At 58.1% G+C, this 12,438-nt stretch carries 11 protein-coding genes; 5 read left to right on the top strand and 6 right to left on the bottom strand.

All coding sequences use genetic code 11. The features are described 5' to 3' along the window. The first annotated feature begins 245 nt into the window (after window positions 1–245). Window positions 246–1,358, top strand: a complete 1,113-nt coding sequence (locus tag C2E15_RS05205; protein ID WP_104956423.1) for a porin — start codon at window positions 246–248, stop codon at window positions 1,356–1,358. Between the two features lie 123 nt (window positions 1,359–1,481). On the opposite strand, the gene crl is transcribed toward C2E15_RS05205, so the two are convergent. The 3 genes from crl to gpt all read right to left on the bottom strand — a co-directional run bounded on the left by crl (window position 1,482) and on the right by gpt (window position 3,768). Then, a complete protein-coding gene (gene crl, locus C2E15_RS05200) occupies window positions 1,482–1,883 on the bottom strand; it encodes a sigma factor-binding protein Crl (RefSeq protein ID WP_104956422.1) in 402 nt (133 codons plus the stop codon). A 60-nt stretch (window positions 1,884–1,943) separates the two neighbouring features. Continuing rightward, complete coding sequence (frsA, locus tag C2E15_RS05195) at window positions 1,944–3,188, bottom strand: esterase FrsA (RefSeq protein ID WP_104956421.1); 1,245 nt, start codon at window positions 3,186–3,188, stop codon at window positions 1,944–1,946. Between the two features lie 121 nt (window positions 3,189–3,309). Then, the gene (gene gpt, locus C2E15_RS05190; protein ID WP_038627895.1) at window positions 3,310–3,768 is read right to left on the bottom strand and encodes a xanthine phosphoribosyltransferase; all 459 of its coding nucleotides are present in this window, start codon (window positions 3,766–3,768) and stop codon (window positions 3,310–3,312) included. Window positions 3,769–4,021: 253 nt separating this feature from the next. Here gpt and pepD point away from each other — a divergent pair, with 253 nt between their 5' ends. From pepD to C2E15_RS05170, 4 genes are all read left to right on the top strand, one after another. Then, window positions 4,022–5,479, top strand: a complete 1,458-nt coding sequence (pepD, locus tag C2E15_RS05185; RefSeq protein ID WP_104956420.1) for a beta-Ala-His dipeptidase — start codon at window positions 4,022–4,024, stop codon at window positions 5,477–5,479. A gap of 304 nt (window positions 5,480–5,783) precedes the next feature. Continuing rightward, a complete protein-coding gene (locus tag C2E15_RS05180; RefSeq protein WP_104956419.1) occupies window positions 5,784–7,289 on the top strand; it encodes a sugar ABC transporter ATP-binding protein in 1,506 nt (501 codons plus the stop codon). After that, window positions 7,286–8,284 carry an ABC transporter permease gene (locus tag C2E15_RS05175; protein WP_104956418.1) on the top strand — a complete coding sequence of 333 codons (999 nt, stop codon included), beginning with the start codon at window positions 7,286–7,288 and terminating at the stop codon, window positions 8,282–8,284. Before C2E15_RS05180 ends, C2E15_RS05175 begins: the two co-directional genes overlap by 4 nt. A gap of 25 nt (window positions 8,285–8,309) precedes the next feature. Then, entirely contained in the window at window positions 8,310–9,380 is a 1,071-nt protein-coding gene (locus C2E15_RS05170; RefSeq protein ID WP_104959088.1) for a sugar ABC transporter substrate-binding protein, read from the top strand. 26 nt (window positions 9,381–9,406) lie between these two features. Here C2E15_RS05170 and C2E15_RS05165 read toward each other — a convergent pair whose 3' ends face one another. The 3 genes from C2E15_RS05165 to dinB all read right to left on the bottom strand — a co-directional run bounded on the left by C2E15_RS05165 (window position 9,407) and on the right by dinB (window position 12,296). After that, window positions 9,407–10,003, bottom strand: coding sequence for a hypothetical protein (locus tag C2E15_RS05165; RefSeq protein WP_104956417.1), 597 nt, complete (start codon window positions 10,001–10,003; stop codon window positions 9,407–9,409). An 8-nt stretch (window positions 10,004–10,011) separates the two neighbouring features. After that, window positions 10,012–10,626, bottom strand: coding sequence for a hypothetical protein (locus tag C2E15_RS21955; RefSeq protein WP_245912348.1), 615 nt, complete (start codon window positions 10,624–10,626; stop codon window positions 10,012–10,014). Window positions 10,627–11,240: 614 nt separating this feature from the next. Continuing rightward, window positions 11,241–12,296: a DNA polymerase IV gene (gene dinB, locus C2E15_RS05155; RefSeq protein WP_104956416.1), complete on the bottom strand. Its 1,056-nt coding sequence runs from the start codon at window positions 12,294–12,296 to the stop codon at window positions 11,241–11,243. Between the last annotated feature and the right edge of the window lie 142 nt (window positions 12,297–12,438).

The following is a 12,438-nucleotide window of genomic DNA, read 5'->3' as shown; positions in this document are numbered from 1 at the left end:
GTTTTCCTGCCGTAGTAAAAATGTCTTTGAACGGACGTTTTATCAGGAGTCAGGGAGGAAGCCAACCGTCAGGGCGGGAAAAGCGTGGAAAATTGGCGACAGCGGCGTAGACCAAAAGTTCGCCATTCACAAGAAAGGCGGAAAAGCTTCATAAAACATTCACACAATCCCGGTAAAAACGTTCCTGTTTTTTACAACAAGTGACACAAACTTTTTATTTTTTTACTCATCGGGATAGATAACAAATGAAAAAGAACGCACTGGCACTGCTGATCTCTGCACTGGCTCTCGGCTCTGGCGCACAGGCCGCCGAAGTGTATAACAAAGACGGCAACAAGCTGGATTTCTACGGCAAACTGAAAGCAATGCGCTACATCAGCGATGCGGAAACCAACGCCAGCAACAACGCTGACAAGTCCTACGTGCGTATCGGCTTCAAAGGCCAGACTCAGATTAACGACCTGCTGACCGGCTACGGCCAGTGGGAATATCAGTACAACCTCAATAACCCGGAAAGCGATTCCAACGTCGGCAACAAAACCCGTCTGGGCTTCGCCGGCCTGAAAGCGGGCGACTACGGCTCATTCGATTACGGCCGCAATTACGGCCTGATTTATGACGTGGAAGCGATTACTGACATGATGCCGGAGTTCGGCGCCACCGCTTATACCTCCGCTGATGTCTATATGCTGACCCGTACCAACGGCGTGGCGACCTACCGCAACAGCAACTTCTTCGGGCTGGTGGATGGCCTGGATTTTGCTCTGCAGTATCAGGGCAAGAACGAAAACTCCACGCGCAGCGACGGCGTGTCTAACGGCGACGGCATGGCCGCCTCACTCTCTTATAAGATCATTGATGGCCTGAGCCTGAAAGGCGCGGTCTCCTCCTCCAACCGTACGCTGGATCAGAAAAACAGTGCCTTTGGCGGCGGCGAGAAAGCGGAAGCCTGGGCGACGGGCCTGAAATATGACGACAACGGCGTCTACCTGGCGGCCACCTACGCGGAAACGCGGAATATGAACCCAATCAGCGGCAGCAACGTCAACGTTAACGGCACCGAGCAGAACATCAGCGGCTACGCCAACAAGCTGCAGAACATTGAGCTGGTGGCGCAGTATCAGTTTGATTTTGGCCTGCGCCCTTCTCTGGCTTACGTGCAGACCAAAGTGAAAGATATCGAAGGCGGCGTGGGCGATGCGGACTACTACAAATTTGCTGACGTCGGCGCGACCTACTACTTCAACAAAAACATGTCGGCCTTTGTGGATTACAAAATCAACCTGTTGGATGACAACAATACGCTGAACCGCAACACCGACGATATCGTGGCAATTGGCATGACTTACCAGTTCTGATGCGCAAGCGCGGCGCCGGCGGCCTGGCTCCATCCGGATTGCTGCAACAGACCGCTGGCCACGCGCCGCGCAGGATAAAAAAAGGGCAGGCGATTCGCCTGCCCTTTTCTGTTCGTCGCGCGATCAGGCGGTGAGTTTCACCGGCTGCTCGCTGGCGCCTTCCGCCGGCAACAACCCCAGCTGCAGTTCGTCCAGGGTGGCCTTCAGGCGCTGATGGAAATTACGCAGCGTCTCTTCCAGCTTCTCTTCGTTTTCTTTGCCTTTGATGGCGCATGGCTTCCATTCGCCATCCTTATCGTGCAGACCAAAGTGGTACTGATAGGTAAAGTGGTCGGATTGCGCATCCAGCTCCAGCCACCATCCCCAGAATTCACGGTTTTCCGGTGCGGGCTTAACGTTGACGCAAACGGCCAGGCAGTCGAAAAAGAAACGCGCATCTTCGCATTTGTTCTCGCGGATATAGGGGCCCAGCGCGGTAAAACGTTTAATTAACCGGCTTCTGGGATGTCCATTCGGTAACGTCATGGTTTACACCTCCTTTAATGAGCTAACAGTTTTAGCAAACTGAGGCAAAATAGCAACTTATCACTTCAACTGTTGCAGCAGCCAGTCACAGGTGGTGTGCAGCGCCCGATCGAAATTATTCAGCACCGGCGAAAAGCCGATCGGCAGCAGCTTGCCGCTGGCGGAGGAGTTGACAATCAGTCGCGCATCCTCCTCCGGGCTCCAGGGATCGTTTGGCCAGTAGCCCGCCAGCATTGGCGTCGGCGTGCGGCGTCCCAGCAGCCCCTGGGTTTTCAGCGAATAGCGGTTCAGCTCGGTGCTGAGCGTCTCATCGGTAGCGCGCGCCATACCGAGGCGGCTGGCCAGCACATCAATATACATGTCGGGTACATGAGTCTGCTGGGCGGGGTTGGCCAGCAGCGCATGCACGATCGGCCCCAGCGTGGCGACGCCGCGCAGGCGCTGCGCCTCCAGATAGGCCAGCCGCACCGCCACGTTCGCGCCGAAACGATAGCCCAGCGCCGCCACGCGTGTATGGTCGACCCACGGCACGGCATCCAGCCCGCGCAGCACCTGCTGATGCAGGAAACTGGTATCCTGGGTCAGCTTCCATTTTGATGAGAAGCCCACCGACGGCATATCGAGGGTCAACATGGCGATGCCGCGCGGCGCCAGGTAGTCATGGAACAGGCGATAATGGTCGATCTGCAGGCTGTCGAGGCTGCCGCACAGCAGCACGGTGGGATACGGCGCGCTCACCTCGGGCGGCATATGCAGGAAGCCGGTGATGGCGCTGCCGCCCTGAACAGGAAAGGTCAGCTCTTTCAGCTCGCCCGGCAGGCGCAGCGTCGCCTCTTCATAGGCGCGGTTGGCCAGGATCTGCGCCTGTTCCGCCAGCTCGTCGCCTTTAATATGCGGCCAGGCAGCCAGGCTGTAGAGATTCACCGCGTGCAGCCAGTGCCCGCCCGCTTCCGGCGTCTCGCCCGCCTCCTGCGCTTTCTGTTGCCAGAGCGCCGCCTGCTTGCTCCATTCGTAAATCCAGTTGCCGCCGCGATAGCCGATCACCGTATCCAGCAGCGCCTCGCTGGTGCGTTCCGCGCCGCTGGCGGCGATGCGCGCCAGCACCTCGCCGATCTCCAGCGCCGATAGCCCGCGCCAGCTCCAGAGCAGGCGATTCAGCATACGATACCAGCCGGTATGGCTTTCGCCCTCCAGCGTGGAGTGCAGAGTCGCGGTCAAATGATGGCGCTGACGCACCAGCGAGGAGGTTTCAGGATGTTTGAAGCGGGGTTTAAACAGCTCTTCGCTGAGATTCTTTGCTGACATGATGTAGCCCTTTTCCCACGGCGCGATGATGAAACCAGAGTTTACTTCACCGATGGCAGAGGCGCGACCCGCAGAAACGACAACGCCCGGCGGAACCGGGCGCTGTTTTGATGCAGGTCAATCAGCGATTGACGATCGGCGGAATAAAGGCGACGCCCATATCCCACGGCTGCTCGATCCAGGTGTTCTGCGGAATATCCACTACGTAGTCATCTACCAGCGGCGCGCCGGCCGGCTTGGCAAAGATGGTGACGAAACGCGCTTTCGGGTACATTTCGCGGATCGCCTGCGCGGTACCGCCGGTATCCACCAGGTCATCAATGACGATAAAACCTTCGCCGTCGCCTTCCGCGCGCTTCAGGACGTTCATCTCGCGCTGATGGTCATGGTCATAGCTGGAGATGCAAACCGTATCAACGTAGCGGATGGAGAGTTCGCGCGCCAGCAGCGCAGCAGGAACCAGGCCGCCGCGGCTAACCGCGATAATGCCTTTCCACTGTTCAACAGGAAGCAGGCGCTGAGCCAGTTTGCGGGCATGAATTTGCAGCATGTCCCAGGTGACGACGTATTTTTCGCTCATAAAAGGAATCCCGGCCAACCGAATTGGCTTAAAAAATGTGCAATGGGAAAAGGTTGCGCGGCATTATAAGGATCTGACGCGCTAAAAACCAGCACCGGATAGCGCGGTTGCCGCATTTTAACGCGCCTGACTGCACAGCGGACAATAAAGGATGTTATTCTCACTGCATCACGTCAGATTCGCTGACGGCGATCGATTACCGGAAATTTTGCAACGGGGCGCAGCCGCGCGCCGATGACACAGGAGACCTGTCGTGTCTGAATTGTCTCAACTCTCTCCCCAGCCGCTGTGGGATATTTTCGCCAAAATCTGCTCCATCCCCCATCCCTCTTTTCATGAAGAAGCGCTGGCGCAGCATATTCTCTCCTGGTCACAGGAGAAGGGCTTCTGGTGCGAACGCGACCAGGTCGGCAATATTCTCATCCGCAAACCGGCCACGCCGGGCATGGAAAACCGTAAGCCGGTGGCGCTGCAGGCGCACCTGGATATGGTGCCGCAGAAAAATAACGACACCGTGCATGATTTCGCTAAAGACCCGATTCAGCCTTATGTCGACGGCGAGTGGGTTAAAGCGCGTGGTACCACGCTGGGCGCAGACAACGGCATCGGCATGGCGTCGGCGCTGGCGGTACTGGCCGATGAGCGCGTGCAGCACGGCCCGCTGGAAGTGCTGCTGACCATGACCGAAGAGACCGGCATGGACGGCGCCTTCGGCCTGCAACCGAACTGGCTGCAATCGGAGATCCTGATCAACACCGACTCCGAAGAAGAAGGCGAGATTTATATGGGCTGCGCCGGCGGCATCGATTTTACCGCCACGCTGCCGCTGCAGCGCGAGGCGACGCCGGCCGGTTACGAGCATCTGCGCCTGACGCTGAAAGGCCTGAAAGGCGGCCACTCCGGCGCGGAAATTCATGTCGGCCTCGGCAACGCCAACAAGCTGCTGGCGCGCTTCCTCGCCGCGCACGCGCGCGATTTCGATCTGCGTCTGGTGGATTTCAGTGGCGGCACGCTGCGCAACGCGATTCCGCGCGAGGCGTTCGCGACCTTCGCCCTGCCGACGGCGAAAATCGATGCCCTGAAAGCGGCAGCGATGGGCTACCTGGCGACGCTGCAAAATGAGCTGGGAATGATTGAGAAAAACATCGCGCTGCAAACCGAACCGGTGGGCACCGATGCGCTGGCGCTGACCGCAGAGAGCCGCGACCGCTTTATCGCCCTGCTGAACAGCACGCCGAACGGCGTGATCCGCAACTCCGACGTGGCGAAAGGCGTAGTGGAAACCTCCCTGAACGTGGGCGTGGTGACCATGAGCGAGCAGGAAGCGAAAATCAACTGCCTGATCCGCTCGCTGATCGACAGCGGCAAAGAGTATGTGGTTGAGATGCTGACCTCGCTGAGCGAACTGGCCGGCGCGCAAACCCTGGTGAAAGGCAGCTACCCGGGCTGGCAACCGGACGCCAGCTCGCCGGTGATGGCGCTGGTGCGTGAAACCTATCAGCGTCTGTTCAACAAGACGCCGAACATTCAGGTGATCCACGCCGGTCTGGAGTGCGGCCTGTTCAAGAAACCGTATCCGGAGATGGATATGGTCTCTATCGGCCCCACCATTACCGGCCCGCACTCGCCGGATGAGCAGGTGCATATTGGCAGCGTCGGCCTTTACTGGCAGCTGCTAACGGAACTGCTGAAAGCGATTCCGGCAAAGTAAGCCCCCTCTGCAACACGGCGGCGAGGCGCAGGCTTCGTTCGCTGAAAAGGTCAGACTCCGGTCTGGCCTTTTTTATTCCCATCCCGCCCCGCGTCAACCCAGCATAAAGCGCCGCCTTTTCGCCGCAGCGCTGGCGTATTCCGCTGCCGCCCCCGCTATCCGCCGCCGCTTCCCCTGATGTGTCTGGATGTCTGGATGGCTAATAACATTTTGTGTTAGCTTATGCGCTTTCGGCTGTTGCCAGTTTGTAGCGGTCATTAAAAAATGTGGCAAAACATTTATTTAATTTATCCGGGGATCGTGCATGACGGCATTGAATAGCCTGGAGATGCGTCATATCTCCCTCTCCTTTAGTGGCTTTGCCGCGCTTAGCCAGGTGGACTTTCAGCTGGAGGGCGGCTCAGTGCATGCGCTGACCGGCGCCAACGGTGCGGGAAAATCGACGCTGATGGCGGTGCTGGCTGGCGCACACGCTGATTATCAGGGCGAGATCCTGCTCGACGACCAGCCGGTGACGCTGCGTTCGCCACGCGATGCGAAGCGCCTCGGCATTCATCTGGTGCAGCAGGAGGTAGACGTGGCGCTGGTGCCGCAGCTCAGCGTGGCGGAGAACATCATGCTGGATCGGCTGGCGGAGCCGGGCCTGCGCTATCGCTGGCGTGAGATGCGGCGGCAGGCGCGCGAGCTGCTGGCGCAGCTGGAGTCGCCGCTGCCGGTCAACCGGCTGGTGGAGCGCTGCACCCTGGCGGAGAAGCAGCAAATTCTGCTGGCGCGCGCCCTCTCCCATCACTGTCGCTTTCTGATCCTCGACGAGCCGACCGCGCCGCTCGATCGTCACGAAAGCGAACGCCTGTTTCACGTGGTGCGGCGCTTACAACAGAGCGGCATCGGCGTGGTGTTTATCTCGCACCGCATTCAGGAGCTGAAAACCATCTGCGACCGTATGACGGTGCTGCGCGACGGGCGCCTGGTAAGCAGCGAGCCGATGCAGGCGTTGAGCGCCGGGGAGATTGTTGAAAAAATGCTGGGACACCGGCTGGACGATATCTGGCCGCCGCGTCGCAGCCTGCCGCCGGGCGAAAGGGTGCTGGAAATCAGCGGACTGCATGATGACCGGCTGCTGCAGGATATCGCGCTGACGCTGCGCCAGGGCGAGGTGTTAGGCATCGCCGGACTGGCGGGCGCGGGCAAAAGCGAGCTGTGCAAAGCGCTGTTTGGCGCGACCCGCAGCCGCATCGCCGCCGGCCGCCTGCACGGCGCGCCCTGGCGTCCGCGCAGCCCGCACGATGCGGTAGCGCGCGGTCTGGCGCTGGTGCCGGAAGAGCGGCGGCGCGAAGGTATATTTATTGATGAATCGGTGGCGATGAACCTGAGCGTCACCGCCGACGACAGCTTTTCCCGCTGGGGCGTTTACCGCCATCGTCACGCCTGGCGCTGGGCGCAGCAAATTATCGCGCGGCTGGGCATCCGCACGCGCGGGCCGCAGCAGCCGCTGCGCCGTCTCTCCGGCGGCAACCAGCAGAAAGTCGCCATCGGCAAATGGCTGCGTAACGACGCGAAGGTGCTGATTTTCGATGAGCCGACCAAAGGGGTTGATATCAAAGCCAAAACCGACCTTTTCAACCTGATCGACGGCCTGGCGCGCGAAGGCAAAGCGATTATCTACGCCTCCGGCGAGTTTTCCGAGCTGATCGGCCTGTGCGACCGCATCTGCGTGCTGTGGGACGGCCGCATCGTCGCCGAGCTGGAGGCCAGCGCCACTGATGAAGAGACCCTGTTACTCTATTCCACCGGAGGAACCCCCGCGTGAGCAGTAAAGACCTGACCCTGACGCCGCGCCCGTCGCTGCGCCACCAGCTGTTTGAATTTCTGTACAAATGGGGAATGCTGCTGACAGTGATCCTGCTGATCGCCGGCTTCGGCCTCGCCTCGGACAGTTTTCTCGACCCGAACAATATCATCAATATCCTGCGATCGATCGCGATTGTGACGGTGATCGCCGTCGGCGTATCGATCTCGCTCACGGTGGGCGGCTTCGACCTCTCTGTCGGCTCTACCGCCTCGCTGGCGAACGCGCTGGTAATTTCGCTGTTCGTCTGGTACGGCTTCGACACCACTGAGGCGATCGTGGCGACGCTGCTGATCTGTACGCTGGTGGGGCTGTTTAACAGCCTGTTGATTGTGGTGCTGCGCATTCCCGACATGCTGGCGACGCTGGCGACGCTGTTTGTCGTGCAGGGCGTGGCGATGACGTACAGCTACGGCGGCTCGATTACCGAAAATATGGTATTGCCGAGCGGCGATATGGCGGAAGGCACCATTCCCGCCGCATTCGGCCTGCTTGGCCAGGTGCCAACTATCGTCATTATTATGCTGGCGGTGACGCTGGCGGCGCAGCTGGCGCTGTCGCTGACTAAACATGGCCGCCGCATGTACGCGCTGGGCGGCAACGCCGAAGCGGCGCGCCTTTCCGGCATCCGCACCGTGCGCTACCGCGTACTGGCTTACATGCTGGCCTCGCTGCTCGCCGGGCTGGGCGGCATTCTGCTGGCGTCGCGCATCGGCTCCTCGCAGGTCAACGCCGGCAGCGGCTATCTGATGGATGCGGTGGCGGCCGCCTGGATTGGCTTCTCGCTGGCGGGCGCGGGCAAACCTAACGCGCTCGGCACGCTGTTGGGCGCAGTGATCCTCGGCGTGCTGCAAAACGGACTGGTCATGCTCTCGGTGCCCTATTACGCCATGGACATTATTAAAGGGCTGGTGCTGGCGCTGGCGCTGGCGATGACCTACTTCCCGCGCCGCTAAGGCGCTTTTGACAGGGTAAATAATGATGAAATCTTTCGCACTCTCTTTAATCGCCGTCAGCCTGCTGAGCGCAGCGCCGACGTTCGCCGCCACGCCCGCTCCGGTGCCGACGGCTATTGCCGACCATGACGGCCCGATCCGCATTGCGGTGATCCGTAACCTCGGCTCCGACGACAACACCACCCAGTTCGTCGCCGGGGCGATTCAGCAGGGACGCAAGCTCGGCTTTAAGGTCAGCACTTTTCTCAGCAACGGCGACGACGCGCGCTTCCAGGATTTCGTCAATCAGGCGATCGGCCAGAAGTATGACGGCATTCTGCTGTCACACGGTAAAGCGCCCTACGCCACCGCGCTGGTGAAGCGCATCGCCGACGCCGGCATCAAGGTGGCGGTTTTCGATACGCCGGTTGACGCCGCCATTCCCGGCGTGACGGTCAGCGCGCAGGATGACGCCTCGCTGGCGGCGCTGTCGCTCGGCCAGCTGATCAAAGACTTCAACGGCAAGGCCAATATCGTCAAGCTGTGGGTGGCGGGCTTTCCGCCGATGGAGCGCCGTCAGGGAGTTTATGAAAAGCTGCTGAAGGAAAACCCCGGCATTCGCCAGCTGGAGTCGATCGGCGCCGTCTCGTCCGACGTGCAGGGCGACACCGCCAACAAGATCGGCGCGATACTGGCGAAATACCCGAAAGGCCAGATCGACGCCATCTGGGGCGCCTGGGACGCCTTCAGCCAGGGCGCGTATAAAGCATTACAGGAGAATGGCCGTACCGAAATTAAGCTCTACAGCATCGACGTTTCCAATCAGGATCTACAGCTAATGCGTCAGCCGGGCAGCCCGTGGAAACAGACGGTGGCGGTGGACAGCAAACTGATCGGCGCGGTGAATATGCGTCTGCTGGCGCAGAAGATCGCCGGCGAACCCACGCCCGCCAGCTATCAGTTTAAGGCCTCCGCCATTGACCAGGCGGCGCTAAACGGCCAGCAGAGCGCGGTAAACGTGGCGACGCTGAATAAAATCATTCCCGGCTGGGGCGAAAGCAACGATTTCGTCGCCCCCTGGTTCGCCACGCTGGAAGCGAAGTACGGCAAAAAGTGATGCAGAGAACCGGCCTCAGGGCCGGTTTATTTGCGGTGCGTCAGGCGGGCCGTTTGCGCTTTTCGCAGGGTGCGGCAGAACAGCGCGAACAGCAGCGAGGAGTAAAAGCGTTCGGTGCGAATCAGCCAAAAGCTGAGACCCATAAAAGCCAGCGCCAGCAGTGGGCAAATCAGGTTTCCCCCTGCGCTTACTCCGCCGCTAAATCCGCCGACCAGCGCGCAAAGCAGATAAATCACAGCGCCCCCCAGGGTCGCACGGGCCAGCAGCAGATGCAGGCTAAGGCCAACCATGCGTCCTTTCGCCATAAGAAAGACCGGCATCACATAAAGCGCGCCGCACAGCAGCGAACCAACGACCAGCAGTACCATCGTCATGGTACGCGGCAGCCCCAGCAGTTGCGTTACTGCCTGCCACAAAGAGAACTGCATCATGGCAAAGCTCAGCATCATCAAAAAAGCACTGAACACCAGCGGCAGGGCAAAATTAAACATGCCAACCGAGCCGTTCATCTGCTGATTAAGTTTATCCTGCACGGCCTTCAGTTGACCTGCCGAAGCCTGTTTGATCTCGCGATCGATCGTCAGGCAATAGCGAAAACGCGCCTGAGCGGCTTTCAACAACATAGCTATCCTTAATACGTAGCAAATGACTGAATTGTAGAAATAATATATTTAGCGCTTGTGCCCAGATTTTGCGGATTACGGATGGTACCGGTTACGCCACTTCCAGCAAAGGTGACGGTATTATTTACCACAATCAATAATTCACGCTGTAGCTGCCGCTGGATGGTTTCTGTTGGGAAGCGCTTAGGATAACGACCTGCTTTCATTGCTGCTTTGACACCAGCGTTAGATATTCCAGGGTTTTGTGCGCGAATAATTGTTTCTGTCAGTCGTTTGCGCTCGCTACGACTCAGATTTTGGAACCACTCGCTTACGTTACGGGGAGAAATCGCCTTCATCGCTTTATAGGTATCCAGGGTGCCTCTTAGCCCTGCTCCAGCGCCGGCTAATGATAGAATATCCAGCGCGGTAGATGTCGCAACATACCAGTCCTGACTATCAAGCCATGCCACGTGGTCTTCATAACCGTTAGTCATAGCAATGACACGTCCAACACCAATGAAACATTGAGCTGCTGTAGCAGCGCTACCCGCTACGCCTGTGGCCGCAATTGCGCCTGATGTCCCTGCCATAAAAGGCATCGCAGCCATGGCGGTAGCCGACAGGAAAGCGGTAACGATCAAGTCGCCACAGGCAAATGCGGTAGAAGTAATTTCAGTAGCAAGCGAAGGCGAAGACAGGGATTTTATGACAGCTTATTGCGAAGCGGGCTCGTGTGTTTTGTCTGGTACTTTCGTGATAATAACATGACTTATCAAGCTTTGATTTGGGTTAGCAATACGGCGGGAAGGACGTACAAGCCAACATTTACTTCCATCGTCATAAATAATGCCGACCTGATAAAAATCACGTCTACAGTCCAGATTATTTGCTCACAAGCCGAAATCAATATCCTGCCCACCAGCAGCCTGCCCCGTCCACCGGCCAAAATCGTAACTTAGCATGCCTTTTCCGGGTGATTGACCAGATAAACTCATGATTGCTCTCCTTCGTTCCTTGATGAGAAACATAAACCGGACCAATAATTTCTGTAAAATTTTTAACAAAACGAAGCAGAGTGAGCAATGATTACTTAAATATTAAATTTAATTGCTTGATAAATAATAAAATTTTAATCAGAAAACAAAAGCGATATACAAAAAGTACCTCCAGCACTACAGCTGAATACGGCTAAATTTAACTTATTAAATTATTGGTTTTCCAAATAGATAAAATTTAACAGCAGGCTTAACAACCGCTACAGCCCCAGCACCAGCTGCCTTTCCAGCTGCGGATGCAGCAGCGTAACGTGCAGCCCCACCAGCCGGACGCCGCGGCCGCCGCGCCGCTCATCCCACGTCTTCCTCGCCACCGCGATCAAATCGTCTTTGTTCAGGATCGGCCAGACATGCTCCTGGGTGGTCTGCTGGAAATCGCTGAATTTCAGCTTCACGCCCTGCCGCGCAATATGGCGGTCCGGCTTGATTTTCGTCAGGCGCCGCTCCAGCTCGTCATAGAGAAAATCGATAATCTCCAGGCACTGCTCCCAGTGGTGAATATCTTCCGACAGCGTGCGTTCCACCCCCAGCGATTTGCGCTCGCGATCGGCGATCACTTCCCGCTCGTCAATGCCGTGGCTGCGCTCCCAGATAACGCGGCCAAACTTGCCAAAGCGTTTCAACAGCATCGCCAGATCGCTGTTCTGCACGTCGGCGCAGGTGCGCAGCCCTAAATCCTCCAGCTTCTTTGCCGTCACCTTGCCGACGCCAGGAATTTTCGCCAGCGGCAGCGTCAGCAAAAACTGCGGCATCTCATCCGGCGTAATCACATACTGACCGTTCGGCTTATTCAGATCGGAGGCGATTTTGGCGAGAAACTTGATCGGCGCAATGCCCGCCGACGCGGTAAGGTTCAGCTCATCGGCGATGGTCTGGCGGATTTCACGCGCCATCAGCGTCGCCGAACCGTGGCAGTGCGGGCTGTCGCTGACGTCCAGATACGCTTCGTCCAGCGACAACGGCTCGATGCGCGCGGTATAACGTGAAAAAATTTCCCGGATATGGGCAGAGGCTTCTTTATAGGCGTCGAAGCGGCCCGGCAGCAGCGTCAGATGCGGGCAGAGCTTCAGCGCCATCGCCGTGGACATCGCGCTGCGTACGCCATATTTGCGCGCCGGGTAGTTGGCGGTACTGATTACGCCGCGTTGGGTGCGGCTACCGCCGATAGCGAGAGGAATATCACGCAGGCTGGGATTATCACGCATCTCCACCGCTGCGTAAAAGCAGTCCATATCGACATGAATGATTTTGCGCATACCCCCTCCGCTGACACTGGATAAGTATACAGCCAACCCGAACGGATTCAATGGTGTAGAGTAATGAATGTTGCCCGGCAGCGCCTGCCGCCGCGCTGGCCGGCAACGAAATCACAGCTATTTATTAACAGGCATCTTGATA

It is taken from the genome of Mixta gaviniae (genome assembly GCF_002953195.1).
Classification (GTDB): domain Bacteria; phylum Pseudomonadota; class Gammaproteobacteria; order Enterobacterales; family Enterobacteriaceae; genus Mixta; species Mixta gaviniae.
The sequence above is the reverse complement of the archived record's forward strand: the minus strand, read 5'-3'. Positions and strand labels throughout refer to the sequence as shown.